At 66.9% G+C, this 25,105-nt stretch carries 37 protein-coding genes and 1 pseudogene; 34 read left to right on the forward strand and 4 right to left on the reverse strand.

The window, feature by feature from the left end; genetic code table 11:
- The 30 genes and pseudogenes from tuf to rplQ form a co-directional block, all read left to right on the forward strand.
- Positions 1-136 (forward strand): annotated as a pseudogene (gene tuf, locus HV826_RS24550) (elongation factor Tu); the annotation flags it as partial.
- Between the two features lie 200 nt (positions 137-336).
- Entirely contained in the window at positions 337-645 is a 309-nt protein-coding gene (rpsJ, locus tag HV826_RS24555; protein ID WP_002633608.1) for a 30S ribosomal protein S10, read from the forward strand.
- 53 nt (positions 646-698) lie between these two features.
- On the forward strand, positions 699-1,322 hold the full coding sequence (rplD, locus tag HV826_RS24560) for a 50S ribosomal protein L4 (protein ID WP_002633607.1): 624 nt from the start codon (positions 699-701) through the stop codon (positions 1,320-1,322).
- Complete coding sequence (locus HV826_RS24565) at positions 1,319-1,612, forward strand: 50S ribosomal protein L23 (RefSeq protein WP_002633606.1); 294 nt, start codon at positions 1,319-1,321, stop codon at positions 1,610-1,612. The genes rplD and HV826_RS24565 overlap by 4 nt, the downstream gene beginning before the upstream one ends.
- Positions 1,613-1,646: 34 nt before the next feature.
- On the forward strand, positions 1,647-2,492 hold the full coding sequence (gene rplB / locus HV826_RS24570; protein WP_176419433.1) for a 50S ribosomal protein L2: 846 nt from the start codon (positions 1,647-1,649) through the stop codon (positions 2,490-2,492).
- Between the two features lie 9 nt (positions 2,493-2,501).
- Positions 2,502-2,789: a 30S ribosomal protein S19 gene (rpsS, locus tag HV826_RS24575; protein WP_163779819.1), complete on the forward strand. Its 288-nt coding sequence runs from the start codon at positions 2,502-2,504 to the stop codon at positions 2,787-2,789.
- A gap of 35 nt (positions 2,790-2,824) precedes the next feature.
- The gene (gene rplV, locus HV826_RS24580) at positions 2,825-3,169 is read left to right on the forward strand and encodes a 50S ribosomal protein L22 (protein WP_163779821.1); all 345 of its coding nucleotides are present in this window, start codon (positions 2,825-2,827) and stop codon (positions 3,167-3,169) included.
- Between the two features lie 46 nt (positions 3,170-3,215).
- Positions 3,216-3,878, forward strand: a complete 663-nt coding sequence (gene rpsC / locus HV826_RS24585) for a 30S ribosomal protein S3 (RefSeq protein WP_002633602.1) — start codon at positions 3,216-3,218, stop codon at positions 3,876-3,878.
- 66 nt (positions 3,879-3,944) lie between these two features.
- Positions 3,945-4,364 (forward strand): 50S ribosomal protein L16, encoded by a 420-nt coding sequence (rplP, locus tag HV826_RS24590; protein WP_163779823.1) that lies wholly within the window; start codon positions 3,945-3,947, stop codon positions 4,362-4,364.
- A 44-nt stretch (positions 4,365-4,408) separates the two neighbouring features.
- Complete coding sequence (gene rpmC / locus HV826_RS24595) at positions 4,409-4,621, forward strand: 50S ribosomal protein L29 (RefSeq protein ID WP_176419434.1); 213 nt, start codon at positions 4,409-4,411, stop codon at positions 4,619-4,621.
- 95 nt (positions 4,622-4,716) lie between these two features.
- The gene (gene rpsQ, locus HV826_RS24600) at positions 4,717-5,031 is read left to right on the forward strand and encodes a 30S ribosomal protein S17 (RefSeq protein ID WP_163779828.1); all 315 of its coding nucleotides are present in this window, start codon (positions 4,717-4,719) and stop codon (positions 5,029-5,031) included.
- 67 nt (positions 5,032-5,098) lie between these two features.
- The gene (gene rplN / locus HV826_RS24605) at positions 5,099-5,467 is read left to right on the forward strand and encodes a 50S ribosomal protein L14 (protein WP_163779830.1); all 369 of its coding nucleotides are present in this window, start codon (positions 5,099-5,101) and stop codon (positions 5,465-5,467) included.
- A 43-nt stretch (positions 5,468-5,510) separates the two neighbouring features.
- Positions 5,511-5,846, forward strand: a complete 336-nt coding sequence (gene rplX, locus HV826_RS24610; protein ID WP_002633597.1) for a 50S ribosomal protein L24 — start codon at positions 5,511-5,513, stop codon at positions 5,844-5,846.
- A gap of 181 nt (positions 5,847-6,027) precedes the next feature.
- Positions 6,028-6,681 carry a 50S ribosomal protein L5 gene (gene rplE / locus HV826_RS24615; protein WP_140791180.1) on the forward strand — a complete coding sequence of 218 codons (654 nt, stop codon included), beginning with the start codon at positions 6,028-6,030 and terminating at the stop codon, positions 6,679-6,681.
- Positions 6,682-6,708: 27 nt separating this feature from the next.
- Positions 6,709-6,894, forward strand: a complete 186-nt coding sequence (locus HV826_RS24620; protein WP_002633595.1) for a type Z 30S ribosomal protein S14 — start codon at positions 6,709-6,711, stop codon at positions 6,892-6,894.
- Positions 6,895-7,056: 162 nt separating this feature from the next.
- Positions 7,057-7,473, forward strand: a complete 417-nt coding sequence (gene rpsH, locus HV826_RS24625) for a 30S ribosomal protein S8 (protein ID WP_140791182.1) — start codon at positions 7,057-7,059, stop codon at positions 7,471-7,473.
- 64 nt (positions 7,474-7,537) lie between these two features.
- A complete protein-coding gene (gene rplF / locus HV826_RS24630; RefSeq protein WP_176419435.1) occupies positions 7,538-8,104 on the forward strand; it encodes a 50S ribosomal protein L6 in 567 nt (188 codons plus the stop codon).
- 108 nt (positions 8,105-8,212) lie between these two features.
- A complete protein-coding gene (gene rplR / locus HV826_RS24635) occupies positions 8,213-8,569 on the forward strand; it encodes a 50S ribosomal protein L18 (protein ID WP_002633592.1) in 357 nt (118 codons plus the stop codon).
- 22 nt (positions 8,570-8,591) lie between these two features.
- The gene (gene rpsE / locus HV826_RS24640; protein ID WP_140791186.1) at positions 8,592-9,113 is read left to right on the forward strand and encodes a 30S ribosomal protein S5; all 522 of its coding nucleotides are present in this window, start codon (positions 8,592-8,594) and stop codon (positions 9,111-9,113) included.
- A 3-nt stretch (positions 9,114-9,116) separates the two neighbouring features.
- Positions 9,117-9,386 carry a 50S ribosomal protein L30 gene (gene rpmD, locus HV826_RS24645; protein WP_176419436.1) on the forward strand — a complete coding sequence of 90 codons (270 nt, stop codon included), beginning with the start codon at positions 9,117-9,119 and terminating at the stop codon, positions 9,384-9,386.
- A 20-nt stretch (positions 9,387-9,406) separates the two neighbouring features.
- Entirely contained in the window at positions 9,407-9,934 is a 528-nt protein-coding gene (gene rplO, locus HV826_RS24650) for a 50S ribosomal protein L15 (RefSeq protein WP_140791189.1), read from the forward strand.
- 134 nt (positions 9,935-10,068) lie between these two features.
- On the forward strand, positions 10,069-11,415 hold the full coding sequence (secY, locus tag HV826_RS24655) for a preprotein translocase subunit SecY (protein WP_176419437.1): 1,347 nt from the start codon (positions 10,069-10,071) through the stop codon (positions 11,413-11,415).
- Between the two features lie 163 nt (positions 11,416-11,578).
- Positions 11,579-12,226: an adenylate kinase gene (locus HV826_RS24660; RefSeq protein ID WP_176419438.1), complete on the forward strand. Its 648-nt coding sequence runs from the start codon at positions 11,579-11,581 to the stop codon at positions 12,224-12,226.
- A 361-nt stretch (positions 12,227-12,587) separates the two neighbouring features.
- Entirely contained in the window at positions 12,588-12,806 is a 219-nt protein-coding gene (gene infA, locus HV826_RS24665; RefSeq protein WP_002614803.1) for a translation initiation factor IF-1, read from the forward strand.
- 73 nt (positions 12,807-12,879) lie between these two features.
- Entirely contained in the window at positions 12,880-12,996 is a 117-nt protein-coding gene (rpmJ, locus tag HV826_RS24670; RefSeq protein WP_043321360.1) for a 50S ribosomal protein L36, read from the forward strand.
- A gap of 54 nt (positions 12,997-13,050) precedes the next feature.
- The gene (gene rpsM / locus HV826_RS24675; protein ID WP_013939888.1) at positions 13,051-13,431 is read left to right on the forward strand and encodes a 30S ribosomal protein S13; all 381 of its coding nucleotides are present in this window, start codon (positions 13,051-13,053) and stop codon (positions 13,429-13,431) included.
- A gap of 62 nt (positions 13,432-13,493) precedes the next feature.
- On the forward strand, positions 13,494-13,934 hold the full coding sequence (rpsK, locus tag HV826_RS24680) for a 30S ribosomal protein S11 (RefSeq protein WP_140791196.1): 441 nt from the start codon (positions 13,494-13,496) through the stop codon (positions 13,932-13,934).
- 69 nt (positions 13,935-14,003) lie between these two features.
- Positions 14,004-14,630: a 30S ribosomal protein S4 gene (gene rpsD, locus HV826_RS24685; RefSeq protein WP_013939890.1), complete on the forward strand. Its 627-nt coding sequence runs from the start codon at positions 14,004-14,006 to the stop codon at positions 14,628-14,630.
- 143 nt (positions 14,631-14,773) lie between these two features.
- Positions 14,774-15,796 carry a DNA-directed RNA polymerase subunit alpha gene (locus HV826_RS24690; RefSeq protein ID WP_163779837.1) on the forward strand — a complete coding sequence of 341 codons (1,023 nt, stop codon included), beginning with the start codon at positions 14,774-14,776 and terminating at the stop codon, positions 15,794-15,796.
- 183 nt (positions 15,797-15,979) lie between these two features.
- Positions 15,980-16,402, forward strand: a complete 423-nt coding sequence (rplQ, locus tag HV826_RS24695) for a 50S ribosomal protein L17 (RefSeq protein ID WP_176419439.1) — start codon at positions 15,980-15,982, stop codon at positions 16,400-16,402.
- A gap of 103 nt (positions 16,403-16,505) precedes the next feature.
- Here rplQ and HV826_RS24700 read toward each other — a convergent pair whose 3' ends face one another.
- The 3 genes from HV826_RS24700 to HV826_RS24710 all read right to left on the reverse strand — a co-directional run bounded on the left by HV826_RS24700 (position 16,506) and on the right by HV826_RS24710 (position 19,411).
- Positions 16,506-17,090, reverse strand: a complete 585-nt coding sequence (locus HV826_RS24700; RefSeq protein WP_255208195.1) for a hypothetical protein — start codon at positions 17,088-17,090, stop codon at positions 16,506-16,508.
- A 132-nt stretch (positions 17,091-17,222) separates the two neighbouring features.
- The gene (locus tag HV826_RS24705) at positions 17,223-18,602 is read right to left on the reverse strand and encodes a lipopolysaccharide assembly protein LapB (protein WP_176419441.1); all 1,380 of its coding nucleotides are present in this window, start codon (positions 18,600-18,602) and stop codon (positions 17,223-17,225) included.
- A 14-nt stretch (positions 18,603-18,616) separates the two neighbouring features.
- Positions 18,617-19,411: a 1-acyl-sn-glycerol-3-phosphate acyltransferase gene (locus tag HV826_RS24710; protein WP_176419442.1), complete on the reverse strand. Its 795-nt coding sequence runs from the start codon at positions 19,409-19,411 to the stop codon at positions 18,617-18,619.
- 235 nt (positions 19,412-19,646) lie between these two features.
- Here HV826_RS24710 and HV826_RS24715 point away from each other — a divergent pair, with 235 nt between their 5' ends.
- Genes HV826_RS24715 through HV826_RS24725 form a run of 3 tightly spaced genes read left to right on the forward strand, consistent with a single transcriptional unit; the run spans position 19,647 to position 23,187 of the window.
- A complete protein-coding gene (locus HV826_RS24715; RefSeq protein ID WP_011553366.1) occupies positions 19,647-20,261 on the forward strand; it encodes a deoxynucleoside kinase in 615 nt (204 codons plus the stop codon).
- Positions 20,258-21,433, forward strand: coding sequence for a DUF2314 domain-containing protein (locus HV826_RS24720; protein ID WP_176419443.1), 1,176 nt, complete (start codon positions 20,258-20,260; stop codon positions 21,431-21,433). Before HV826_RS24715 ends, HV826_RS24720 begins: the two co-directional genes overlap by 4 nt.
- 56 nt (positions 21,434-21,489) lie before the next feature.
- Positions 21,490-23,187, forward strand: coding sequence for an FHA domain-containing protein (locus tag HV826_RS24725; RefSeq protein ID WP_176419444.1), 1,698 nt, complete (start codon positions 21,490-21,492; stop codon positions 23,185-23,187).
- A gap of 15 nt (positions 23,188-23,202) precedes the next feature.
- On the opposite strand, the gene HV826_RS24730 is transcribed toward HV826_RS24725, so the two are convergent.
- Positions 23,203-24,114, reverse strand: coding sequence for a DMT family transporter (locus tag HV826_RS24730; protein ID WP_176419466.1), 912 nt, complete (start codon positions 24,112-24,114; stop codon positions 23,203-23,205).
- Positions 24,115-24,189: 75 nt separating this feature from the next.
- Between HV826_RS24730 and HV826_RS24735 the strand changes: the two genes are divergently transcribed.
- Complete coding sequence (locus HV826_RS24735) at positions 24,190-25,101, forward strand: pseudouridine-5'-phosphate glycosidase (protein WP_176419445.1); 912 nt, start codon at positions 24,190-24,192, stop codon at positions 25,099-25,101.
- The last annotated feature ends 4 nt before the right edge of the window (positions 25,102-25,105 follow it).

Genomic DNA, 25,105 nt, shown 5'->3' on the forward strand with positions numbered 1-25,105 from the left:
GGTGATGCCGGGCGACAACATCGCCATCGAGGTGGAGCTCATCACCCCGGTGGCCATGGAGAAGGAGCTGCGCTTCGCGGTTCGCGAGGGTGGCCGCACGGTGGGCGCCGGCGTCGTGGCGGAAGTCGTCGAGTAGCCGAGACCCCCAACGGCTCCCTGGGTCCCCAGATGGGGAATTTTCAGGGAGCCGATGGGAATCCAGTTGCACACCCTGGGGCGGGATGGTAGACACCGCGCCCCTTCGTTCTGAAGAAACGGCTCTGTGAAATCCAGGGGATGTCGGTCGTAACGCCCTCCCGCGGCAGAGGCAGAGTTCGTCCAAAGAGGTTCTTGCGAATGGCGACACAGAAGATCCGCATCCGGCTGAAGGCGTACGACTCGAAGCTCCTGGACCAGAGTGCGGGTGAGATCGTCGAGACGGCCAAGCGCACGGGCGCGAAGGTGGCCGGTCCGATCCCCCTTCCCACGCGCATCAACAAGTTCACGGTGCTGCGGTCTCCGCACGTGGACAAGAAGAGCCGTGAGCAGTTCGAGATCCGCACGCACAAGCGCCTGCTCGATATCCTCGAGCCCACGCAGCAGACGCTGGATGCGCTGATGAAGCTGGATCTGTCGGCTGGCGTTGACGTCGAGATCAAGTCCTAGGAAGCGGGTGGGCGTTCGAGTGGTTTCACTCCGACCCCCGCGAGGAAAGTGCCATGGCGAAGTTTGACGTAGTCGACCTGGATTTGAAGAAGGTGTCGGAGATTGAGCTCTCCGACGATGTCTTCGGCACCGAGCCGAACGCCCACCTGTTCTACGAGGTGGCGAAGATGCAGCAGATCAACCGGCGCCGCGGCACGGTCGGGGTGAAGAACACCTCGCTGGTCAGTGGCGGCGGCAAGAAGCCCTGGAAGCAGAAGGGCACCGGCCGCGCTCGTCAGGGCTCCATCCGCGCTTCCCACTGGGTGGGCGGCGGCAAGGCGATGGCTCCCAAGGCGCGCGACTACTTCTACCGCCCGCCCCGCAAGGTGCGCCGCGGCGCCCTGAAGTCCGCGTTGTCCCTGCGGGCCCAGGAGAAGACGCTCATCATCCTGGACGGCTTCTCCCTGGATGCTCCGAAGAGCAAGCAGGCCTTCGAGGTCCTCACCAAGCGTCTGAAGCTCCAGAACGCCCTGGTGATTGACGACAAGGGCAACACCAACCTGCACCGCAGCGTGCGCAACCTGGCGAAGTTCGACGTGCTGCCGCCCGAGGGCCTGAACCTCGAGGCCGTTCTCCGGCACTCGCACCTCGTGCTCACGTCCGCGGCCGCGAAGACCCTCGAGGGGGCGCTGTCATGAATCTGAACGACGTCATCAAGGGCCCGCTCATCACGGAGAAGCTGGACAAGGCCCGCGAGAAGTTCCGCCAGTACTCGTTCATCGTCGACCGCAAGGCGACGAAGCACGACGTGGCCCGGGCGGTGGAGACGCTCTTCAAGGTCACCGTCGAGGGCGTGAACACCAACATCGTCCGCGGCAAGATCAAGCGGGTGGGTCGTAGCATCGGCAAGCGGCCCAACTTCAAGAAGGCGGTTGTGACGCTGAAGCAGGGCGACTCGATCGAACTCTTCGAGGGAGGGGCGGCCTGACGCCACGGCGTCGAGCCAGCCTGAGGAACACACCATGGGCATCAAGAAGTACAAGCCGACTAGCGCCGCCCGCCGTCTGATGACGGTGTCCGACTTCGCGGACATCACCAAGGACTCGCCCGAGAAGAGCCTCACCGAGCCGCTCAAGCGCTCCGGTGGTCGCAACGTTCACGGGCACATCACCCGCCGGCACCAGGGCGGCGGCCACAAGCGCCGCTACCGTGTCATCGACTTCAAGCGCCGGGACAAGGATGGCGTCCCCGCGAAGGTCGTGGCCGTCGAGTACGACCCGAACCGCACCGCCAACATCGCGCTGCTGCACTACGCGGACGGCGACAAGCGTTACATCCTCGCTCCGGTGGGTCTGAGCGTGGGTGACACGCTGTTCGCTGGCGAGGGCTCGGACATCCGGCCTGGCAACAGCCTGCCGCTGCAGAACATCCCGGTGGGTACGGTCATCCACAACGTGGAGCTGAAGCCGGGCCGTGGCGCCCAGGTCATCCGCTCCGCCGGCACGTCCGGACAGCTGATGGCGAAGGAGGAACGTTACGCGCAGGTGCGTATGCCCTCCGGCACCGTCCGCAAGGTCCTCATCGAGTGCCGCGCCACCGTGGGCCAGGTGGGCAACATCGAGCACGAAATCATCCGTATCGGCAAGGCGGGTAAGAGCCGCTGGCTGGGCATCCGTCCCACCGTCCGCGGTCTGGCGATGAACCCGGTCGACCACCCGCACGGCGGTGGTGAAGGCAAGTCCGGTCAGGGTAACCCGCACCCTGTGTCCCCGTGGGGCAAGAAGACCAAGGGACTCACCACGCGCACCAACAAGCGCACTGACAAGTTCATCGTCTCCGGCCGCCGCCAGGGCGCGCGCAGCCAGTAAGAGGATTCCATGGCTCGTTCGATCAAGAAGGGTCCGTTCGTAGACGACTTCCTCGTGAAGAAAATCGAGGACATGATCACGACGAACAAGAAGTCGGTCGTAAAGACGTGGTCCCGCCGCTCCACGATTCTTCCGGAGTTCGTGGGCCACACCTTCGCGGTGCACAACGGGAAGAAGTTCATCCCGGTGTTCGTCACGGAGAACATGGTTGGCCACAAGCTCGGCGAGTTCGCCCCGACGCGTACGTTCGGCGGTCACTCGGCGGAGAAGAAGGTCGCCAAGGCCCCGGGCAAGTAGCCTGGCGCATTGCCTGAGAGCCTGAGGAGAAGACCATGGAGTCGACTGCACATCTGCGTTTTCTGCGCATGAGCCCCCGCAAGATTTCTACCGTTGCGGAGCTCATCCGGGGCAAGCCTGTCGAGGCGGCCCTCAACATCCTGAAGTTCACCAAGCGCGCCGCGGCCAAGCCGGTGGAGATGCTCATCAAGAGCGCCGTGGCCAACGCGACTGACAAGTCCAAGGGCCAGGTCGACGTGGACACGCTCTACGTGAAGACCATCTCCGTGGACCAGGGTCCCACCCAGCGCCGGTTCATGCCGCGCGCCATGGGCCGGGCCACCCCCATCAAGAAGAAGACGGCCCACGTCCACGTGGTGCTCGCCGAGGCGAAGAAGTAGGACAGGACCCGTCGGGCCCTGCCCGGACGCTTCAAGGAGAATCACGTTGGGACAGAAAGTTCATCCGATCGGGTTCCGGCTTGGTGTCATCAAGACCTGGGACTCCAAGTGGTTCGAGCACAAGAACTACGCGCAGTGGCTCCACGAGGACATCCGCATCCGCGAGTTCGTGAAGAAGTCGCTGAATCACGCGGGCGTGTCGAAGGTGGAGATCGAGCGCGCGGCCAACAAGGTCAAGGTCAACGTGCACACCGCGCGGCCGGGCATCGTCATCGGCAAGCGTGGTGCGGGCATCGAGACGGTGAAGAAGGACCTCCAGCAGTTCACGAAGAACGAGGTCTTCCTCAACATCGTCGAGGTCCGCAAGGCGGAGACTGACGCGCAGCTGGTGGCGGAGAACATCGCCACGCAGCTCGAGCGCCGCATTGCCTTCCGCCGCGCCATGAAGAAGGCGCTGCAGACGGCGATGAAGTTCGGCGCCAAGGGCATCCGCGTGGCCTGCTCGGGCCGCCTCGGTGGCGCGGAGATGGCGCGCTACGAGTGGTACCGCGAGGGCCGCGTGCCCCTGCACACCCTGCGCGCGGACATTGACTACGGTTTCGCCGAGGCGAAGACGACCTACGGCAAGATCGGCTGCAAGGTCTGGGTCTGCAAGGGCGAGGTCCTCCCGGGCAAGGGTGGCCAGGCCCCCATGCCCTCCAACCGGTAACCAGCCCACCCGCGCCGGGCGCTCCCCCAAGGGGCGCCCGGGGCAGGGCGGCGAAGGACAGCGACGATGCTTCAGCCTGCTCGTACGAAGTACCGCAAGATGCACAAGGGCCGCATGCCTGGCAGTGCCCACCGGGGTAGCGACATGACCTACGGTGAGTACGGCCTGATGAGCCTCCAGCCGGGGTGGATCACCTCTCGGCAGATCGAGGCGGCTCGTATCGCGATGACGCGTCACGTGAAGCGTGGCGGCAAGATCTGGATCCGTATCTTCCCGGACAAGCCCATCACCAAGAAGCCCGCTGAGACCCGAATGGGTACCGGTAAGGGTGGCGTGGAGTACTACGTCGCGGTGGTGAAGCCCGGCCGCATCCTCTACGAGATGGAGGGGATGACGCCGGAAGTGGCCACTGGGGCGCTGAAGCTGGCGCAGGCGAAGCTGCCGGTGCTCACGAAGATCGTGACCCGCGCGGACCTGAGCCTCTAGGCACCGAGCGGCGGGGGCCGGTCCGTTGGACGGCTCCCTCTCGCATGGAGAGTGAAATGGCGACTGCGAAGGAATTGAAGGAACTGTCAGCGGACGACCTGAAGCAGCGCGCGGCCGAACTGCGTGCGACGCTGTTCCAGGACCAGCTGAAGCGGCGGACCGGTTCGCTGGACAACCCGGCTGAGCGCACCCAGCACCGGCGCGACCTGGCGCGGATCCTGACCGTGCTGACCCAGAAGACGAAGGCCCAGGGCTGAACACCCACGACTCCAAGCGCGCTCAGCTGATAGAGGAGCGCGTGCGGCCATCCGGGCACCAATGCCCGGGTGCATGAGAGACAGTGAGAGAGAAGATGGCTGAAGCGACCGAGACGCAGGCTGCCGAGACCTCCACCCGTGGCCGTCCCAAGACGCGCGTGGGGATTGTCACCTCCAACAAGATGCAGAAGACGGTGGTCGTCACCGTCCAGCGCCGGGCTCCGCACCCGAAGTACGGGAAGATCATGAGCCTGCGCGAGAAGTACAAGGCGCACGTGGAGGACCACGACTACCCCAAGAAGATCACCATCAACGAGGGTGATCGGGTCCGGATCGCCGAGACCAAGCCCGCTTCGAAGGACAAGCGTTGGCGCGTGGTCGAGGTGCTGGAGAAGAGCAAGAACGTCTAGCACGCATGTCCCTTCCGCGCGGCCGTGAGGCGGCGCGGGATGGTCACCGGCGACAGGAGATTTCCAGATGATTCAGATGACGAGCGTGCTCGACGTGGCGGACAACTCGGGCGCGAAGAAGGTGTTCTGCATCAAGGTGCTCGGCGGCTCGAAGCGCAAGTATGCGTCCATCGGCGACGTGATTGTCGTCTCGGTGCGCGAGGCGCTGCCCAACTCGAAGGTGAAGAAGGGTGACGTGGCCAAGGCCGTCATCGTTCGCACCAGGCGCGAGGTGGGTCGTCCGGACGGCAGCTACATCAAGTTCGATGGCAACTCCGCGGTCCTCATCAACAAGGACATGGAGCCCATTGGTACGCGTATCTTCGGGCCGGTGGCCCGTGAGCTCCGCGCCCGCAAGTTCATGAAGATCATCTCGCTGGCGCCCGAAGTCCTCTGAGAGGACAGCAGGCCGGACGGCGAGCAGCCAGAGAGAGGAAGCCATGCAGAAGCTGAAGGTGGGAGACACGGTCCAGGTCATGGCCGGGGCCGAGGCCTCCGAGAAGAACCCGGCGACCAAGCGCGGCAAGGTGCTGAAGATCGATCGCGAGGCTGAGCGCGTGACGGTCGAGGGCCTGCGCCTGGTCAAGCGTCACATGAAGAAGACGCCCCAGAGCCCTGAAGGCGGCATCGTCGAGAAGCCGGGCACGATCGCGCTGGCGAACGTGCAGGTGGTTTGCGTCAAGTGCGACAAGCCGACCCGGGTGGGCATCCGTACTGAAGGTGAAGAGGGCAAGAAGAAGCGGTTCTGCAAGAACTGCGACGCCCTGATTGACTAGGTGTCCGCGTTGGTGCATGTATGCGCGCCCTTTGCCCACCTCCGTGGTGGCGAAGGGCGGGTGTGCAGGCATGGAGGGCCCGTGGAGCAACAGGGGCCCTCGCGGTGTTTCCAGGTTCCAAACGAAGGACTGATCGGGCGTGCTGGGTCCACGACGGCGCCCCGAAGCAGAGGACAGGACGATGGCTGACGAGAAGAAGGCCGAGCAGAAGGAAAAGAAGGCGAAGCGGGGCAAGAAGGAAGAGGCCAAGAAGGTTGGCTTCGCCGCCAATATCGAGGAAGGCCTGGAGTCCAAGCCGGCCCGTCTGAAGGTGCGTTTCTTCAAGGAAGGTGTTCCGTCCCTCCTGAAGGAGCTGAGCCTGAAGAACCCGATGCAGGTTCCCCGGCTGGAGAAGATCGTCGTCAACATGGGTCTGGGCGAGGCGCTCGCCAACAACAAGATCCTGGAGTCGGCGGTGGACCAGCTCGCGGCGATCACCGGCCAGAAGCCGATCGTCACGCGCGCCCGGAAGTCCATCGCGAACTTCAAGCTGCGTCAGGGGCAGGCCATCGGTGCCGCCGTCACGCTGCGCGGCGACCGCATGTACGAATTCATGGACCGCCTCATCACCGTGGCGCTGCCGCGCGTGCGTGACTTCAAGGGCGTGTCCCCCAAGGCGTTCGACGGGAAGGGCAACTACACGCTCGGCGTGCGCGAGCAGATCATCTTCCCTGAGATCAACTACGACCAGATCGAGAAGGTGAAGGGGCTCAACATCAGCTTCGTCACCACTGCGGCCAACGACGAGCAGGGGCTGGCGCTGATGCGTCACTTCGGCATGCCGTTCCGTCAGTAAGCCCTCGAGCCAAGGACCCGACGAAACATGGCCAAGCTCTCCAAGATCGCCCAGGCAAAGCGCAAGCCGAAGTTCTCGGTGCGCCAGTACAACCGCTGCCCGCTGTGTGGCCGGCCGCGCGCGTTCCTGCGCAAGTTCAAGATGTGCCGTATCTGCCTCCGCAATCGCGCCCTCCGCGGCGAGATCACCGGCGTTACCAAGTCGTCCTGGTAGTCGGAAGGGCAGGGTGCCTGGCGGGCCTCACCGGCCGGCCAGGCACATCGAAGCAGGAAGTTCGTAGTGGCGGTCAACGCGAACCCCCGGGATGGGCCCGGCAGGCGCGGTGGCCGCGAACGCGAGGCGCTCGGTACGAGGCCTCGGTTTGGAAGGTACTCCATGCCGGTCAATGATCCCGTCGGCGACATGCTGACCCGCCTGCGCAACGCTTCGCGCGCGCGTCACGACAAGGTCGTCATCCCCCACTCGAAGCTCAAGCTCGAGATCATCAAGGTCCTCAAGGACGAGGGCTACATCGGCGAGTTCGTGGTGCACGAGCAGACGGTGCAGAACAAGCGCACGGTGTTCCCGGAGATCTCCGTGCAGCTGAAGTACGGTCCGGACCGCGCGCCTGCCATCACCGGTATCCGTCGCGTGTCGAAGCCGGGCCTGCGCCGCTACGCCGCCGTGCGTGAGATTCCGCAGGTGCTGGGTGGTCTGGGTATCTCCATCCTCTCCACCTCGCGTGGCATCATGGTGGATTCCGAGGCCCGCAAGCAGAAGGTCGGCGGCGAGCTGCTCTGCACCGTCTACTAGCCAGCCGCCCGGGTGCGGCGCCCCGTGAGGGAGCGCGCCCCAGGCACACAGGACCGAGGCAACCATGAGTCGGATTGGAAAACTGGCGATCAAGCTCGGCGACAAGACGAAGGCCGTCATCGCCGGCGAGCAGGTGAACTTCGAGGGCCCCAAGGGCAAGCTGTCCGTGAAGCTGCCTGGCAAGGTCAAGGTCGAGATCAAGGACGGCGAGATGACCGTGCAGCGCGAGGATGACTCGCGTGAGGCGCGCAGTCTGCACGGCCTGACCCGGACCATCCTCGCGAACGCGGCGAAGGGTGTGAGCACGGGCTTCGAGAAGAAGCTGGACATCCGCGGCGTTGGCTTCCGCGCCGAGGTGAAGGGCAAGGCCATTCACTTCGCGCTGGGCTACTCGCACCCGGTGGTCTTCAACCTGCCCGAGGGCGTGACCGCTGAAGTCGACAAGGCGCCGCGCAACGAGGACAGCCTGCCCACCGTGGGCCTGACGCTCCGTTCTTCGGACAAGGAAGTGCTGGGCGCGACGGCGGTGAACATCCGCTCGCTGCGTCCGCCGGAGCCCTACAAGGGCAAGGGCATCAAGTACTCCGAGGAGCGCATCCGCCGCAAGGAGGGCAAGACCGGTACGACCTAGTCGTCCCGTCTTTCCTGAGTGTTCCAAACTCCACCGGGTCCGCTGGACCTGGTGGCATCATCCGGCGGCGGAAGGCCGCATCGCCTCCGGACGGAAAAGGAAGCAGCCATGCCTACGAAGATCGAAGCCCGTCTCAAGAGGAAGAACCGCATCCGCAAGAAGCTGTCGGGCACGACAGAGCGGCCGCGGCTCACCGTCTACAAGAGCCTCAAGCACATCTACGCGCAGGTGGTGGACGACACCACGGGCAAGACGCTTGCGTTTGCTTCGTCGCTGTCCAAGGACCTGAAAGGTCAGGACGAGGGCGACAAGAAGGCGGACGCGAAGCGTGTTGGTTCCCTGATTGCGCAGAAGTGCAAGGCCGCCAACGTCGAAGCGGTGGTGTTCGACCGCAACGGCTTCCCTTATCACGGGCGCATCGCCGCCGTGGCCGACGCCGCGCGCGAGGCCGGGCTGAAGTTCTAAGAATTCGAAAGGAATCCCCCAAGTGGCAACTCCGATCAATCCGAACGATCTGGACCTCACCGACCGCGTGGTGAATATCAACCGCGTGGCCAAGGTCGTGAAGGGCGGCCGCCGTTTCTCGTTCGCCGCCCTGGTGGTGGTGGGGGACGGCGCCGGACACGTGGGCGTCGGCCTGGGTAAGGCCAACGAAGTCCCCGAGGCCATCCGCAAGGGTGGTGAGAACGCGAAGAAGAACCTGTTCCGCGTCCCGCTCGTGGGTCACACCATTCCGCACGAGGTGCTCGGGCACTTCGGCGCTGGCTGGGTGCTGCTGAAGCCGGCCAGCCAGGGTACGGGCGTCATCGCCGGCGGCGCGGTTCGCGCGGTGCTGGAGGCGGCGGGCATCCGGAACATCCTGACCAAGAGCCAGGGTTCACGGAACCCGCACAACGTGCTGAAGGCCACTGTCGCGGGCCTGAAGTTGCTGCGCAGCGCGGAGCAGGTTTCGCGTCTCCGTGGCAAGGACGTCGAGCCGGCGAAGCTCGCCGGGGAGCAGAGGGGCTAGCCCATGGCGCTCAAGGTAAAGCTGGTGAAGAGCTTTTCGGGGTCGTCCAGAGAGATGCTGGACACCATCCGTGGGCTGGGCCTGAAGAAGTTCGGTGACGAGCGGCTCCTCAAGGACACGCCTGCGATTCGCGGGATGGCGTTCAAGGTGAAGCACCTGGTCACCCTGGAAACCGTTTCCGACGAGGCACCGGCGCCCAAGCGCCGTAAGCCCGCCAAGATTGCCCTGCGGGAGCGGGCGATCGCGTATCAGGCCAAGCAGCACAAGGCCTGAGTCACGAGAGGATCGAGACGATGAGCACTCTGAACAAACTGCAGCGTCCGGCGCGCTCGTGGCACCGCAAGAAGCGCGTGGGCCGCGGCCAGGGTAGTGGTCTTGGCAAGACGGCCGGCCGCGGTGGTAAGGGCCAGAAGGCCCGCAGCGGCAACATGCGGTTCGAAGGCTTCGAGGGCGGCCAGAGCCCCCTGCAGCGGCGCCTGCCGAAGTTTGGCTTCACGCCGCCGAACCGGACCGTCTATGCGGTCGTCAACCTGTCGGACCTCGAGCAGCACTTCGATGCCGGCGCCACGGCGGACGTGGAGACGCTGCGCAAGGTCGGTCTGGTCAAGGGCCGCTACCACGGCGTGAAGCTGCTGGCCCGCGGCGAACTGACCAAGAAGGTCACCGTGGTCGTGCACAAGGCTTCTGAGGCGGCGAAGGCTGCCATCCAGAAGGCGGGCGGTGCCGTGGAAGAAATTCCGCTGGTGGCCCACAAGCCGGAGTCCGCGGCCAAGGCGCACGCTGGCAAGGGCGTCAAGGCTCCCCGGCAGCCCAAGGCCTGAGCGTGTCTGGCGCGCATCACTTGCTAGTGGTGCGCGCAGTTTCGCTTGTGTAGGCTTCTGCGCCCCTTTCCCGCTCGTGGAACAGGGGCGTTTTGTCGTCCTGGCAGAACCCTCTCGAAGAGGATGGCTACCCCGTGGCTCTGAACGCCTTCGCCAACGTCTTCCGTATCGCTGAGCTGCGCAGTCGGCTCGCGTATACGCTCGCGCTGCTCGCCGTCTATCGCATCGGCATCTTCATCAACACGCCAGGCGTGGACCGTTCGGCGATGAACGCGTTCATGGACGCCCAGAAGCAGTCGGGCGGCCTCGTCTCGCTGTTCAACCTCTTCTCCGGCGGCGCGCTGGAGCAGATGTCCATCTTCGGATTGGGCATCATGCCGTACGTCAGCGCCTCCATCATCATGCAGCTGCTCGCCGTCGTGGTACCCAGCCTGGAGCGGCTGCAGAAGGAGGGCGCCGGCGGCCGGCAGAAGATCAACCAGTACACCCGCTACGGCACGATCGCGCTGTCCATCGTGCAGGGCATTGGCATCTCGCGGTGGCTGGCGTCGCTGGGCCGCTCCGACGGTGGCCAGAGCGGCTTCAACCAGGTGGTCGTCCCCGACGATAGCGTCTGGTTCACCTTCATGACGGTGGTCAGCCTCACGGCTGGCACGGCCTTCATCATGTGGCTGGGTGAGCGCATCACCGAGCGCGGCATCGGCAACGGTATCTCGCTCATCATCTTCGCCGGTATCGTGGCGGGTCTGCTCCCGGGCGCGAAGCAGTTGATGGACCTGACCCGTCAGGACGTCATCTCGGTGGCCGAGGTGGTCGCGCTGGTCTTCTTCATGCTCGTCATCATCGCCGCGGTCGTCTATGTGGAGCGCGGCATGCGGCGCATCCCCATCCAGTACGCCAAGCGGATGGCGGGACGCCGGATGTTCGCCGGCCAGGCGACCTACTTCCCGATGAAGGTGAACACCTCGGGCGTGATTCCGCCCATCTTCGCGGGCGCCGTGTTGTCGTTCCCGGCCACGCTGGGGACCTGGTTCCCGTTCCTGCAGGGCTTCCAGCGCGCCATCGAAGGCAACCTGTGGATCTACAACGGGTTGTTCGTCGTGATGGTCATCTTCTTCGCCTACTTCTACACGGCGCTGACGTTCCGGCCGGACGACGTGGCGGACAACATCAAGAAGCAGGGTGGCTACATCCCGGGCATCCGTCCGGGCCGCCAGACGGCGGAGTTCATCGAGCGCGTGCTCAACCGGCTCACGTTTGGTGGCGCCATCTATCTGTCGGTCGTCTGCGTGATTCCGTCGGTCATCAGCGGCCTGCTGGGGGTGCGGTTCACCTTCGGCGGCACGGCGCTGCTGATTGTCGTGGGCGTGGCGCTGGATACGGTGCAGCAGATTGAGGGGCACCTCATCAGTCGTAACTACGAGGGCTTCGCCGGCCCTCGCGGCCCGCGCATCCGGGGCCGGGTGCGCGTGGCGGCCTGAGCCTCCGCGCGGGCGTTCCGGGCGCCTCTCCCCGTCGCGGGGAGGGGCGCCTCGTCGTTCCCAGGCTAGGTGTTGTTCAAGGATATTCGCTGGTGCACACGGAGCGCGCTCGGAGGTTTGAGTCCTACGACTTCCGTGCCTTCCTTCGGAGCTGAGAGGACACATGAACCTGATCCTGTTGGGGCCGCCGAACGCGGGGAAGGGGACGCAGGCGAAGCGACTGTTCGCCGACTTCCAAATCCCCCAGATCTCCACCGGGGACATCCTCCGCAAGGCAGTCGCGGAGGGCACGGAGCTGGGCAAGGTGGCCGGCCCGCTGATGGCGGCCGGGCAGTACGTCCCAGACGACGTCGTGATTGGTATCGTCGAAGAGCGCCTCAAGGAGGCGGACGTGGCCAAGGGCTTCGTCCTGGATGGCTTCCCACGCACGCCGGGACAGGCGGACGCGCTGGACAAGATGCTGAACCGCCTGGGCAAGCAGCTGAGCGCCGTCATCTCGCTCGAGGTGCCGCACGCGAAGCTGGTGGAGCGGGGCTCCGGACGGCGGGTCTGCCCGGCGGACGGCAGCGTCTACCACGTCTACCAGAGCCCCCCGAAGCGGGCGGGGTACTGTGACAAGTGCAACACCGGGCTCGTCCAGCGCCCGGATGACATGCCCGAGGTCATCGAAAAGCGGCTCCAGAAGTATGATTCGGAGACGGCGCCGCTGAAGGCCTTCTATGAGAAGAAGGGCCTGCTCAAGAGCGTGGACGGCGTGGGAACGCCCGAGGGAATCTACGAGGAGATCAGGGCCGCGGCGGGCAAGTCCTGATCCGCCTGGCGGTCAGGGGAGGGCCTGGTGGGGGCCCTCTCACCGGCTTGCCGTTCCAGGGGCGGAGCTTGCTCCTCCCGGGCACGGGGAGCTCCGACCTGGGGAGACCTGGACTCCCGTGAGGCTCGGGCGCAAGTTCACACCGCAGTCGGCAGCCAGGGGACTCGACCCAGGGATGACCCTTGACGGGGCTGACAGGAAGAGTTGATTTTTCCGTGACTGCGGGTGAAATAGACCGCCGTTATGTAGGGTTGGTAGGAATCCAAGTTTTGCAGTCGCGCGACGCTTGCCACTTGCGGACCAAAGTGCTATCCCGCCGCGCTTCCAAGAGGTTCGTGGTCCGGGGAAGAGAGTCTGACGCTTGCCGAAGGATGATTCCATCGAAGTTGAGGGGACCGTGATGGAGCCCCTCCCGAACGCGATGTTCCGCGTGGTGCTGGACAACGGCCACAAGGTGCTCGCGCACATCTCGGGCAAGATGAGGATGCACTTCATCCGCATCCTCCCGGGTGACAAAGTGAAGGTCGAGCTGTCTCCATACGACCTGACGCGCGGTCGGATCACGTACCGGGCGAAGTAGTAGGGTGTTCCCGCCTGGGAATGGTGGGCCGCTCGCTGGGCTTTTCTTTTGCTGAGGAAGGAAGTTCGCTCCAATGAAGGTTCGGGCGTCCGTCAAGAAGATTTGCGACAAGTGCAAGGTTGTTCGCCGTAAGGGAATCGTGCGCATCATTTGCGCCTCCAACCCCCGGCACAAGCAGCGCCAGGGCTAACGGCCAACCGGCCGTTGGCTTCAGACCAACTCCACTTAAGAAGGAAGACCGAAGATGGCTCGTATCGCCGGCATCGATCTGCCGCCCAACAAGCGCGCGGTGATCTCGCTCCAGTACATCTACGGGATCGGCAACAAGTCCGCGCAAGACATCATTGCCGCGGCGGGCATCGATCCCACGACCCGGACCAAGGACCTCACCGAGGAGCAGGCCCGTAAGATCCGCGAGATCATCGAGGCCAGCTACAAGGTGGAGGGCGACCTCCGGCGTGAAGTCACCATGAACATCAAGCGGCTGATGGACCTGGGTTGCTACCGGGGTCTTCGTCACCGCAAGGGCCTGCCGGTTCGTGGCCAGCGGACCCACACCAACGCGCGTACCCGCAAGGGTCCGAAGCGGGGCATCGTCCGGGCGAAGCCGGCGGCGGGCCGCTAAACGCAGCGCCGGTCCCATGAGGTACCGGCGTCGATCACCTCCTCTCAGGAGCAGCAATCCACATGGCTGACGAGATCAATACTTCGGCTGCGGCGCCCACGGGCACCGAGGGCGAGGCCCCTGCCGCGAAGAAGTCGAAGCGCAAGGGCAAGAAGAGCATCCTCAACGGCGTGGTCCACATCCAGTCCACGTTCAACAACACCATCATCACGATCACGGACGTGTCCGGGAACGTGATCTCCTGGTCGTCCGCCGGGGCGCGTGGCTTCAAGGGAAGCCGCAAGTCCACCCCGTTCGCGGCGCAGGTGGCCGCTGGCGACGCCGCGGCGAAGGCGATGGAGCACGGCCTGAAGAACGTGTCCGTGTTCGTGAAGGGCCCGGGCGCGGGCCGCGAGTCGGCGCTGCGCGCGCTGGCCGCCGCCGGTCTGAAGATCAACCTCATCCGCGACGTGACGCCCATCCCGCACAACGGGTGCCGTCAGCCCAAGCGTCGCCGCGTCTAACCCCTTCGTCAGGGCTGCCCTCACGCCCTGGTGTGTGGGCGGCTCCAGATCACCTCTAAGGACCCCTCAATGGCTCGTTACACTGCCAGCGTCTGCCGCATCTGCCGGCGCGAAAACCTGAAGATGTACCTCAAGGGCGACCGTTGCTACACGGACAAGTGCGCCATTGAGCGTCGCCCCTATCCCCCGGGTCAGCACGGCCAGGGCCGCGTGAAGTTCTCCGGCTACGGCGTGCAGCTGCGCGAGAAGCAGAAGGTCAAGCGCATGTACGGCCTGCTGGAGAACCAGTTCCGCGGCTACTACCACCGCGCGTCCGCCGCCAAGGGCAAGACGGGTGAGAACCTCCTGCAGCAGCTGGAGCTCCGTCTGGACAACGTGGTGTTCCGCATGGGCTTCGCGGACACGCGCAACGAGGCGCGCCAGCTGGTGCGTCACGGCCACTTCCAGGTGAACGGCCGCAAGGTGAACATTCCCTCGTTCGCCGTGAAGCCGGGTACCGCGGTGGAGGTGGTGGAGAAGAGCCGTAAGGTGCTCCGCATCTCCGAGGCGCTGGAGACGGTGGACCGCCGTGGCGTTCCGCAGTGGATCTCCCTGGACAAGAAGGCGTTCAAGGGCACGGTCACCACGGTTCCGAACCGTGAGGACCTGACGATGCCCATCTCCGAGCAGCTCATCGTCGAGCTCTACTCGAAGTAGGCACGCTGGATGTCGCAGTGGACGCCCTGGCCGAAAAGGCCGGGGCGTCTTGCTTTCAAGCAGTCGCAGTCCCCGCGTGCGCATCCTCCCGCCAGGCCGGTGGGTAAGTCGGTGGTGCGGCACGACTTGAGGAGCGGTACACCATGGCTGATACGTTTGTTGCGAAGAACTGGCGTGACCTGATCAAGCCCCGTCGCATGGAGGTGGATCAGGACAGTGCGACCCCCACCTACGGCAAGTTCGTCGCGGAGCCGCTCGAGCGCGGTTTCGGTACGACGCTGGGCAACTCGCTCCGCCGGGTGCTGCTGTCGTCGCTGCAGGGCGCCGCCATCACCTCCGTGAAGATTGAAGGCGTGGACCACGAGTTCACCACCATCCCCGAGGTGTCCGAGGACGTCACGGACGTCGTGCTGAACCTGAAGGAAGTCCTCCTTCGGATGCACACGAACGAGACGAAGACGCTCCGCATCGAGGCGGAGGGCCCCAAGGAGGTCAAGGCCGGTGACATCATCACCGACCCGGACACGGAGATCCTCAACCCGGGCCACCACATCTGCACCATCTCCGAGGGCGGCAAGCTCCGCATGGAGCTGACGTGCCGCCGCGGCCGTGGCTACACGCCGGCCAACGTGAACAAGGTGGCGGGTGCGCCCATCGGCACCATCCCCATCGACTCGCTGTTCTCGCCCATCCGCAAGGTGAACTACCAGGTCACCAACGCGCGCGTCGGCCAGGTCACCGATTTCGACAAGCTGGCGCTCGAGGTCTGGACGGACGGCTCCGTGTCGCCGCAGGACGCGGTGGCGTACGCGGCGAAGATCATCAAGGAGCAGCTCACCGTCTTCGTGAACTTCGACGAGACGGAGGAGCCCGTCGTCGCCGAGGCGCCGAAGGAAGAGGCGAAGCTGAACGAGAACCTGTTCCGTTCGGTGGATGAGCTCGAGCTGTCGGTCCGCTCGGCGAACTGCCTGCAGCAGGCGAACATCAAGTCCATCGGCGACCTCGTGCAGCGCACCGAGGCCGAGATGCTCAAGACGAAGAACTTCGGCCGCAAGTCTCTGAAGGAGATCAAGGAGATCCTCGCGGAGATGGGCCTGTCGCTGGGCATGAAGCTGGAGAACTGGCCGCCGAAGCAGGCGCCGGCTCCCGCGCAGCCGAAGGCGTAGTAGGGTTCACTCAGGGCCTCCCCACGCGGCCGCGGGTACGGCAGTCAGCGGCGCGAGGGGAGGGGGCTGGGACGTCTTCCGGTCCGAATGACAGCGGTGGGCCCCGTGCCGGGTCCTCCCATCCCACCCGGTACCTGACACGGCCGGAGTGGTGGAGTCCCACAAGGACTCTGGAGCACGACGATGCGCCACAAGGTCGGACAGAGGAAGCTTCACCGCACCACGAGCCACCGGCTCGCGATGCTCAACAATATGGTGACCTCACTGCTGGAGCACCAGGCCATCCGCACCACGCTTCCCAAGGCCAAGGAGGCCCGGAAGATCGCGGAGCGGATCATCACCCTGGGCAAGCGTGGCGGCCTCGCCAACGTTCGCCTGGCGGCGCGTACGGTCAAGGACCGCGACGTGCTGCAGAAGGTGTTCAGCGAGTACAAGGACCGGTACGCCACCCGTCCCGGTGGCTACACCCGCATCGTTCGGCTCGGCTTCCGCCGGGGCGACGCCGCGGAGATGGCCCTCCTGGAGCTCGTGGACCGGCCGGAGAAGGCCGCTCCTGTCGACACCGAGGCGGCGGCTGAGCCTGCGGAAGAGACGAAGGCGGAGTAGTCCCGTACGGACGGCATCCCTGGCCCCTTCGTGAGGAGGGGCCTGGAGCAACGCGAGGGCGCGCTTCCGAGAGGAAGGGCGCCCTTCGTGTGTCCACGGCGGACTACCGCTGCGGCTTGCGAAGGCGCTCCCAGGCGGCGTTGAGGTCCTCGGTCAGGTCCGCGCTGTCATCCCGGCTGCGCATCTGGATGGACTGGAAGCGGAGGTCCGCGGGCGCGGCGCCGCTGGAGCCCATCAGCTGCTTGGGGGTGATGGTGATGAACTCACCCGGGGCCACCGTCAGCACCGCCGCCTGGTACTGCCCATTGACGGTGAGGGTGACGTCGTACCAGGGCTCCTTGCTCTCGTTCCAGATGGTGACCGAGGGCCGGTCCAACCTGTCACTGAGCACCAGGCGCGCGTCCATGTCCCCCTTGCGCACTGTGCTGCCTGGGCACGCAATGGCCAGGCTCATCACCGTCATCATCAGCCAGCCGGCGATGATGGACGCCTTGTACTTGAAGAAGCGGTCGCTCTGGCGGAAGTCCGCGACCAGCTCTTTGAGGATGGAGAGGCCGTTGAGGAGGTGGTTCGAGGCATCCCCCGCCAGCCGCTTCCCCAGCGGACCGTCTGGCTTCTCCTTCTGGAGGGGCTCGGCGCGCGCGGCGGACATCACCCGCAGATTGGACTGGCTGGGTGCGCGCGGCATGCCGGGGTTCGTCGGCGTGCGCGGCTGAGAGCCAGACGGAGACGCCGCCCGAGGAGGCTGCGTTCCAGGCGGAGGGGGCTTGCGACCGTCGCTCATCGGGCAATGAGTGTAGAGGGCTGGGCCCGTGGATGGCTACTGTGCCTTGAGTTGCTGAAGCGCACGGGACGCCACCGCGTTTTCAGGCTGGGTCTCCAGCACCTTCATCAGCCAGCGCTCGGCCTCGCTGGCCGCCGTCTTCCGCGCCTCTGCACGCGAGGCCTTCATCGCCTGCTCGGTGTAGAGCAGCCCCAAGCGCAGGCTGAACTCCATGTTCTCCGGGTCCTTTTCGACCACGCGGCGCAGCTCGCGCTCGGCGGCGGCGAAGTCGCCCTCCAGTTGGTACACGAGCGCCAGCTTGCCTCGCGTCGCCACGGCCTCCGGTGCCAGGGAGGTGGCCACGGTGAAGGACTCGCGGGCGGCCGTGAGGTCCCTGCGTTCCAGGTGGAGGTCTCCCAGGTGGAACCAGGCGGTCTCGAGCAGTGGGTGGAGCGCCACGGCTTTTTCGAAGGAGGCGCGGGCCGCGTCGGGACGCTGGCGCGCCAGGTAGAGCTCGCCCAGGTAGAAGTGGTTCTTGCCGTCGCGGGGGGCGCGCTCGATGGCCTGCTTGAACTCATCCACCGCGCGTCCCGCGTCATCCAGGCGTTGGTAGGCCAGGCCCAGCAACGCATGCACCACCGCGACGTCCGGGTAGTCGAGCAGGATCTCCTCGAAGGCGAGGATGGCGTGCTGGGGCGCATCCAGGTCCTTGAGGTAGCGCATGCCTTCTTCCAGCTTCGCCTCGGCGGCCTTGGGGAAGCCGGAGAACGGGTCCGCGATCTGCTCCATCAGCGCCCGCGCGGTGGTGACTTCGGCCGGCGTGGGCTGGCCCCGCACCACCGTGCCGAGCGCCTCCACGGCCCCGGGCGCGTCTCCCGTGCGGTGCAGCGCCTTGGCCAGCGGCAGGCGCCAGGCGGTGCGGTCCGGCGCCAACGCCGTGGCGCGCCGCAGGGGCCCGAGCGCCTCCGGGTACTGTTCGGACTCCAGCCGCGCGAGCCCCAGCCGGTAGTGGAACTCCGCGGTGTCCGGTGCCAACGCCGTGGCGCGCTCGAAGGCGGCGACGCTGGGGGCCCCCGCGTCGCGAGCGCGTGAGAAGAGGGCGAGGCCCAGCATGTACTGGTCGCTCGCGCGCTCACCCGCCGCGATTCGCTTCTGGAGCTCCGCGATCCACGCGTCCGTCTGCCCCGCCTTCACGTAGGCCTCGGTGAGCGAGCGCGCCACGTCCAGGTCGTCCGGCGACTGCCGGTGCAGGTCCGTCAGCAGCCCCAGCGCCTTCGTGGGCTGATGCTCGTCCAGGTAGGCCCGCGCCTGGGAAAGCGGATCGGTGGGGCGCGTCTTGGCGGAGTGGGTGGAGGTGGTGCTGCAGCCAGCCAGGAGGCCTACGCCGAGCACCGCGGCGCGAATCCAGGGACGGGAACGGAGGTGGCGGATGGTCATCTCGGAGAGGCTTCTCAGGAGGAGGAGACTGCGCGGGCGCGCGTGCCGCTGACGCCCTCGACGCCCGCGGCGGCCACGGCGTCATCCACGTCGCCGCCCTTGCCCCCGAGGGACAGGCTGTCCGCGATGATGACGGCGCGGACGGCTCGGGCCAGGCCTTCGCGGTCGCCTTCGGCGAACGTGGTCGTGTCGATGGGCTTGCCAATCTTCACGCGGATGGGACCGGGGGTGATGTTCCAGGTGGACTTGGGCATCAGGTTGCCGGAGCCCTCGATGGTGACGGGGCAGACGGGGACGCGGGCCTTCAGCGCCAGGGCGAAGGGGCCCTTCTTGAAGGGCAGGACGCGGCCGTCCGTCGAGCGGGTGCCTTCCGGATACAGGAAGATGCTGGTGCCGCCGCGAATCTTGGCCGCTGCCGCGTTGAGCGAGGCAATGGCCTTGGAGCGGTTGGACCGGTTGACGAAGACGTGGCCCGCGAGCGCCAGGTACCAGCCGATGAGGGGCACCCACTTGAGCTGCGACTTGGCGACGTAGCGGAACGGGACGGCGACGGCCATGAAGTGCGCCGGGATGTCGATGGTGGACTGGTGGTTGGCCACGTAGATGGTGGGCCGATTCGGGTCCACGTTCTCCTGGCCGATGACTTCCAGCGTCGCGCCCCCTGCCCACAGCAGGACGGGCGACCAGAGCTCTCGCGCCACCCAGATGGAGCGCGATGGGTTGAGCGTGAGCAGCATCGCCAGGATGGCCAGGTGGAAACAGACGAGCGTCCAGACACCCGCCACGAAAATGCAAAAGAGCTTGCGCATCCCTCAGCCCGCCTCCTGGGGGCCGATGTTCAAGGCCGGAAGGTGCCCGGGCCCGCGGGCTTGCCCGCCGAAGCTCCCTGGCCAGACGCTCAGGCGGCGACTCCCAGGCGGGAGGACGGTGGCACCTGTCACGCGTTGAACGGGACGACGGGGGGGCATGCACTTCTTCTACCACGTCCTACCTACACGTTGTTTCTGGTGCGCGCCGCTCGGCGGGGTTACAAGCAGGGGTGGTGTGGCCAGGAAAAAGTTCATCGCCATCGCGGGCAACATCGGCGCCGGAAAGACGGAGCTGACGTCCTTCCTCTGCCGGAAGTACGGGTTGACGCCCTCCTTCGAACCCAACGACCAGAACCCCTATCTGGCGGACTTCTACAAGGACATGAAGACGTGGGCGTTCCGCTCGCAGCTCTTCTTCCTGACGCACAAGTTCCGCCTGCACCGGGAGCTGGAGCGCACCTCCGGGACGGTGCTTCAGGACCGCACCCTCTATGAGGACGCGGAGATCTTCGCCAAGAACCTCCACCGGCAGCGGCTCATCGACAAGCGGGACTGGAAGACGTACTGCGAGCTGTACGAGACGATTTCGGAGTCGTTGCGGCCCCCCGACCTCATGATCTACCTCCGCTGCCCGGTGCAGACGATTCGTGAGCGCATCCGCATCCGCGGCCGGGCCATGGAGCGGGACATCCCCACCCGGTACCTGCAGCGCCTCAACGCCCTCTATGAGGAGTGGTTCGAGGGCTACCGCCTGTCGCCGGTGCTCGTGCTTCCCACGGACAAGCTCGACTATTTGACCAACCTGGTGGACCGCGTGGACCTCTTCCGGCAGATCGAGAAGCACCTGTGATGGAGGTCTACCTGCTGGCGACGGAGCAGGAGGGCCCGGCTCCCATCGAGGCACTGCGCGCGTCCTTCGCGAACGATGAGGTGGAGTTCACCCCGGACGCGGACGACGAGGGTTTCACGCTGCGGGCGGACGGCTCCGAGGTGCTGGTGCGCCTGACGCGGGGCTCCGAGGGCCTGCCGCGCTTCCGCAAGGAGGTGTTCAGCGGCAGCCCGGACGCCTTCGAGCGGCTGGGGCGCGCCACGGCCTACTACCATCTGTCCGTGGAGCCGGGTGGGGCGCAGCCCACGCTGCCTGTCTTCGAGGCGCTGTGGGCCGTGCGCACGCTGCTGGAGCACGTGCAGGGCGTGCTGGTGGACCTCACCGCCTTCAAGCTCCACGAGCCCGACGACGTGGTGGAAATCACGGAGCTGGACTTCGACATCCGCGACCACGTCCACCTCCATGCCGTGGAGGCGACGGAGGGGGACACGCCCCTGTGGGTGCACTCGCACGGGATGGAGAAGTTCGGGGCTCGGGACCTGGAAATCTTCCACCTGGCCGAGAAGGACCTGCTGGCCGCGGAGAGCTTCCTTCACGAGCTGTGCACCGACCTGGCCTTCGGGCAGGGGCCGGCGCTGCGCACCCAGGTGGGCACCAGCGAGGGGCAGGTCTTCACGCTCGTGCCCTCGGAGGAGGCCCGCGCCAACCTGCTGGGCGTCCCCCTGGACACCTTCGAGGGACACGAGGGGCTCTTCCTCACCGTGGTGTCCCCGCTGGGCCGGCACAACACGTCCCAGCTGCTGGAGCCCTATCGCGAGCGCTTCGAGAAGGAGCCGGAGGAGCAGACCCAGGCCATGCGGCGCGAGGCCCAGCTGGTGCTCCCGTCCTTCCTGGCGCGCTTCCAGCGCAAGGGGCTGATGGAGCCGCTCACCTTCCTGGTGCGCGCACCCTTCGACACCCATCCCGACGGGAACACCGTCACGGAAAACTTGTGGCTGGAGGTCATGGGCCGGGACGAGGGCTCCGTGGTGGGCAAGCTCGTGGATGGCGCAGTGCATACAACCGAGTGGCGCAAGGGCGCCCACGTGGAGGTCGCGGAGACCCAGGTCAACGCGCTGGCCATCAGCCGGGAAGGCCGGGCGTTGGATGAGCGGGAACTCCGTGAACTCCTGAACGCCGAACGGCCGATGTAGCAAGCGGTGCCGGGGGGCCTTGCCCGGCCATTGCGGGGCGCTAGGCTCCGCGCCCCATGCCCGCCCTCCTGCTGCTCACCGGTCCTTCCGCGGGGCGTCGTCACGACGTGCTCGCGGAGGCGACGATTGGCCGCAGTCCGTCGTGTGAAATCCCGCTGGATGACCATCAAGTCTCCCGCAAGCACGCGCTGATCTCCGTCCTCGACGGGCAGTCGCACCTCCGCGACTTGCGCTCGCGCAACGGGACGTTCGTCAACGGCGAGCGCCTCATGGGCGAAGTGGTGCTCAAGCCCGGTGACCAGGTGCGCGTGGGCGCGACGACGGCTCTCTTCGAGCCGCCCCCGGTGACCCTGGTGGCCGATGGGCCGGAGAAGGTCGGCCAGGTTCCGATTGAAGAAGTGCTGCCTCACGTGGGCACGGCGGCGGCGATGTACTCGGCGGGCATTGCCTTGTTGGGGGCAACCAGTGGCGCACTGGTGCTGCGACGCCTGGCGGACGAGGTCGCGCACGCGCTCAATGCCGACCGCGCGGCCGCGCTGCTGGGCAGCAGTGATGGCTTGCTCACCGCCGCGGTGGCGGGCGCGGAGGCGCTTACGATGCCGCGCGCGCTGGCGCAGGCCGCGCTGGAGCGGAAGGAGCTCGTCCAGACGGATGACATCCTCTGCGCGCCCCTGGTTGCCTCGGGCGGCATGCCCTTCGGCGTGCTGTACGTGACGCGGGCGGAGCCGAAGTTCAGCGAAGGGGAGGGCCAGTTGCTCGCGGCGCTGGGACGGTTGGGTGGCGAGGCCTACACCACCGTGCGCTCCCGCGTGGAGGCGGAGCCGCCCGTGGCCGCGCTCTCTGGTACGTCCCGACCGCTGCGGGCCTTGTTGGAGCTGGCGCGCCGGGTGGCCGCCAGCGCCGCGCCGGTGGTGATTCATGGCGAGCCGGGCGTGGGCAAGGCGCTGCTGGCCCGCTTCGTCCATGCGCGCTCGCCTCGAGCCCTGGGGCCCTTCATCGTGGTGGACTGCCGGGAGCCCGCCGAGGCCGTTGAGGAGGCGCTGTTCGGCAGGGCGAGCGCGCCCGGGCACCCGCCCGTCGTGTCCGCGCTGCTGCGCGCGGATGGGGGCTCGCTGGTGCTGCTCCACGTGGAGTCGCTCGCGCGGCCCGCTTCGGAGCGACTGGCGCGGGCCCTGGCGCGTCGCGCGGCGCCCGCGCGGCAAGGCGGCGAGGAGCCCGTGGACGTGCGGGTGCTGGCCACCGCGCCCGCGTCGGTGTCGTTGCTGGCGGCGCGTGGTGACGTGGAGTCCGCGTTGGCTCGGGTGCTGTCGGGCTTCGAGCTGGACGCTCCGCCCATCCGTGAGCGGCGCGCGGACGTGCTGCCGCTGCTGGAGCAGTTCGCGGCGCGCGCGGCCCGCCGGATTCGCAAGGAACCACCGACGCTCAGCCCCGAGGCCCGGCGGCTGCTGCTGGAGTACGCGTGGCCGCAGAACCTGCGCGAGCTGGAGTTGGTGGGCGAGCGACTGGGCCTGTTGTACGCGTCAAGCCGCGTGGGCGCGCTTCAACTGCCCCCGGAGTTCCAGGAGGGCGGCGAAGGCGACAAGACGCTGCAGGGGCGCGTGGCCCGGCTGGAGCGCGATGCCATCGCCGAGGCCCTGCGCGAGGCGTCGGGGAAGAAGGTGCTCGCCGCGGAGCTGCTCGGCATCAGCCGGCCCACGCTGGACAAGAAGATGGAGGAGTACGGCCTCGCGGTGGAGCGGGGTCGCCGGGAATGAGCGCGCCCGCGCGGCCTACGACTTCCGCCGGCTGAGCAGCACGCCAGTGAGCACCAGCCCCGCGCCAAGCACCTGCACCCAGGTGGGGCGCTCTCCGCGCACGGCCCACGCCGTGAGGGCGGCCACCACGGGGATGCCGGTGTTGTAGAGGCCCGCGCGGCTGCTGCCCACCTGCTGCACGGTGCGGCCCCAGATGAAGTACGCGAGCACCAGCGGCACCAGCGCCGAGTACACGACGCCCGCCCAGGCGCCGGCGGTGATGTGCTCGGTCTCCAGGCGCAGCAGCTCGGGCACGCCCGCGAGCACCACGCCCGGCGCGCCCGTCAGCATGCTGATGGCGGTGATGCGCAGCGCGGACACCTCCGGGCTCACGGTGCGGATGCCCACCGTGTAGAGCGCCCAGCAGAGGCTGGCGCCGACGATGAGCCCGTCACCCAGCGAGGACGCGCCATGTTGGGACGCGCCGCGTCCCCCCAGCACCAGCAGCATCCCCACCACGCCCAGACCCAGTGCCACGACGAGCGGGCGGGTGAGCCGCTCCACGCCGAACAGGGCACCGAGCGTGGCCACCAGCACCGGCGTCACCGCTGTCAGCATCCCGCTGTTCGCCACCGAGGTGTTCGCCAGGCCGAGGATGAAGCACAACTGGTACACGGTGTTGCCCACCAGCCCGAGCCCCAGCAGCTTGAGGAACACCGGGCGGGGAAGCGGCTTCCAGCCTTCGACGCCGAGGAGCAACGCGCCCATGGCCAACGCCGCGATGGTGAAGCGCAGCGACATGAAGGCCAGGGGAGGGAGCGTCTCCATCGCCTCCTTCACCACCGTGTAGTTGGTGCCCCAGACAATCACGACGCCGACGATGGCCAGGTCGGACGCGGAGAAGCCGCGCGAAGGGGCAGGCACGACGGCGGTGGTGGACGTGGACACGGCGGCAGGGGAATAGGCCCGAGGGGCCGCGCGCGCAAGCCGACGTTGAGAGGCGGGCATGCTAAACGCCTGGGCATGGACCTACGCTTTTCGGAAGAGGTGCGCCGCGCGCTCGAGGCCGGCCAACCGCTGGTGGCCCTGGAGACGAGCGTCGTGGCCCAGGGCCTTCCCTATCCGGACAACCTGGCCGCCGCCCGGGCATGTGAGGAGGCCATCCGCCGCGCTGGCGCCGTTCCCGCCGCCACCGCCATCATCGATGGGCAATTGTGCATCGGGCTGGAGGAGTCGGAGTTGCGCCGGCTGGCGGAGGGCAAGGAGCGCCTGCTCAAGCTGGGCTCCCGGGACCTGGCCGTCGCCATGGCCACGCGCGCCACGGGTGGCACCACCGTGAGCGCCACGTGTGAAATGGCCGCAGCCGCGGGCATCCGTGTCTTCTCCACCGGCGGCATTGGTGGGGTGCACCGCGGGGCGTCGGAGCACTTCGACATCTCCCAGGACATCGCCGCGCTGGCGCGGTTCCCTGTCGCAGTGGTGTGCGCGGGCGCCAAGTCCGTGCTGGACCTGCCCAAGACGATGGAGCTGTTGGAGACGGCCGGCGTGCCCGTCATCGGGGTGGGGACGGACGAGCTGCCGTCCTTCTACAGCCGTGGCTCCGGCATCCCCCTGGAGCACCGCGCGGATGACGTGGACACGGCCGCCCGCATCGCCCGCGCCCGCTTCGAGTCGCTGAAGCAGGGCGGGGTGCTCTACACCGTGCCTCCGCCCGAGGAGACATCCCTGCCTCGCAACGAGGTGGAGCTGCACATCGCCGCGACGCTCGCCGACGCGGACCGGCAGGGCATCCGCGGCAAGGGCGTGACGCCTTTCCTCCTGTCGGAGATGGCGAAGCGCACCGGGGGCAAGACGCTCAAGGCCAACCTGGCGCTGCTCACCCACAACGCGCGCTTCGCCGGGCAGCTCGCCGTGGCGTACGCCCGCGCGCGCTGAGCGC

Origin of the sequence: Myxococcus sp. AM010, from assembly GCF_013372585.1 — a bacterium.
GTDB lineage: Bacteria > Myxococcota > Myxococcia > Myxococcales > Myxococcaceae > Myxococcus > Myxococcus vastator.

What these genes read in the sequence shown, in the direction of transcription:
- HV826_RS24660 (WP_176419438.1), top strand. Translation starts at nt 11,579, where the DNA reads ATGAACCTGATCCTGTTGGGGCCGCCGAACGCGGGGAAGGGGACGCAG.
- rpsM (WP_013939888.1), top strand. Translation starts at nt 13,051, where the DNA reads ATGGCTCGTATCGCCGGCATCGATCTGCCGCCCAACAAGCGCGCGGTG.
- HV826_RS24700 (WP_255208195.1), bottom strand. Translation starts at nt 17,090, where the DNA reads ATGCCGCGCGCACCCAGCCAGTCCAATCTGCGGGTGATGTCCGCCGCG.
- rplB (WP_176419433.1), top strand. Translation starts at nt 1,647, where the DNA reads ATGGGCATCAAGAAGTACAAGCCGACTAGCGCCGCCCGCCGTCTGATG.
- rpsK (WP_140791196.1), top strand. Translation starts at nt 13,494, where the DNA reads ATGGCTGACGAGATCAATACTTCGGCTGCGGCGCCCACGGGCACCGAG.
- rpsS (WP_163779819.1), top strand. Translation starts at nt 2,502, where the DNA reads ATGGCTCGTTCGATCAAGAAGGGTCCGTTCGTAGACGACTTCCTCGTG.
- rpsJ (WP_002633608.1), top strand. Translation starts at nt 337, where the DNA reads ATGGCGACACAGAAGATCCGCATCCGGCTGAAGGCGTACGACTCGAAG.
- rpmJ (WP_043321360.1), top strand. Translation starts at nt 12,880, where the DNA reads ATGAAGGTTCGGGCGTCCGTCAAGAAGATTTGCGACAAGTGCAAGGTT.
- HV826_RS24620 (WP_002633595.1), top strand. Translation starts at nt 6,709, where the DNA reads ATGGCCAAGCTCTCCAAGATCGCCCAGGCAAAGCGCAAGCCGAAGTTC.
- HV826_RS24710 (WP_176419442.1), bottom strand. Translation starts at nt 19,411, where the DNA reads ATGCGCAAGCTCTTTTGCATTTTCGTGGCGGGTGTCTGGACGCTCGTC.
- HV826_RS24565 (WP_002633606.1), top strand. Translation starts at nt 1,319, where the DNA reads ATGAATCTGAACGACGTCATCAAGGGCCCGCTCATCACGGAGAAGCTG.
- rpsH (WP_140791182.1), top strand. Translation starts at nt 7,057, where the DNA reads ATGCCGGTCAATGATCCCGTCGGCGACATGCTGACCCGCCTGCGCAAC.
- rpsD (WP_013939890.1), top strand. Translation starts at nt 14,004, where the DNA reads ATGGCTCGTTACACTGCCAGCGTCTGCCGCATCTGCCGGCGCGAAAAC.
- HV826_RS24735 (WP_176419445.1), top strand. Translation starts at nt 24,190, where the DNA reads ATGGACCTACGCTTTTCGGAAGAGGTGCGCCGCGCGCTCGAGGCCGGC.
- rpmC (WP_176419434.1), top strand. Translation starts at nt 4,409, where the DNA reads ATGGAGAGTGAAATGGCGACTGCGAAGGAATTGAAGGAACTGTCAGCG.
- rplV (WP_163779821.1), top strand. Translation starts at nt 2,825, where the DNA reads ATGGAGTCGACTGCACATCTGCGTTTTCTGCGCATGAGCCCCCGCAAG.
- HV826_RS24705 (WP_176419441.1), bottom strand. Translation starts at nt 18,602, where the DNA reads ATGACCATCCGCCACCTCCGTTCCCGTCCCTGGATTCGCGCCGCGGTG.
- rplD (WP_002633607.1), top strand. Translation starts at nt 699, where the DNA reads ATGGCGAAGTTTGACGTAGTCGACCTGGATTTGAAGAAGGTGTCGGAG.
- rplF (WP_176419435.1), top strand. Translation starts at nt 7,538, where the DNA reads ATGAGTCGGATTGGAAAACTGGCGATCAAGCTCGGCGACAAGACGAAG.
- rplX (WP_002633597.1), top strand. Translation starts at nt 5,511, where the DNA reads ATGCAGAAGCTGAAGGTGGGAGACACGGTCCAGGTCATGGCCGGGGCC.
- rplP (WP_163779823.1), top strand. Translation starts at nt 3,945, where the DNA reads ATGCTTCAGCCTGCTCGTACGAAGTACCGCAAGATGCACAAGGGCCGC.
- rplE (WP_140791180.1), top strand. Translation starts at nt 6,028, where the DNA reads ATGGCTGACGAGAAGAAGGCCGAGCAGAAGGAAAAGAAGGCGAAGCGG.
- HV826_RS24690 (WP_163779837.1), top strand. Translation starts at nt 14,774, where the DNA reads ATGGCTGATACGTTTGTTGCGAAGAACTGGCGTGACCTGATCAAGCCC.
- rplQ (WP_176419439.1), top strand. Translation starts at nt 15,980, where the DNA reads ATGCGCCACAAGGTCGGACAGAGGAAGCTTCACCGCACCACGAGCCAC.
- rplO (WP_140791189.1), top strand. Translation starts at nt 9,407, where the DNA reads ATGAGCACTCTGAACAAACTGCAGCGTCCGGCGCGCTCGTGGCACCGC.
- rpsQ (WP_163779828.1), top strand. Translation starts at nt 4,717, where the DNA reads ATGGCTGAAGCGACCGAGACGCAGGCTGCCGAGACCTCCACCCGTGGC.
- rplN (WP_163779830.1), top strand. Translation starts at nt 5,099, where the DNA reads ATGATTCAGATGACGAGCGTGCTCGACGTGGCGGACAACTCGGGCGCG.
- rplR (WP_002633592.1), top strand. Translation starts at nt 8,213, where the DNA reads ATGCCTACGAAGATCGAAGCCCGTCTCAAGAGGAAGAACCGCATCCGC.
- rpmD (WP_176419436.1), top strand. Translation starts at nt 9,117, where the DNA reads ATGGCGCTCAAGGTAAAGCTGGTGAAGAGCTTTTCGGGGTCGTCCAGA.
- HV826_RS24725 (WP_176419444.1), top strand. Translation starts at nt 21,490, where the DNA reads ATGCCCGCCCTCCTGCTGCTCACCGGTCCTTCCGCGGGGCGTCGTCAC.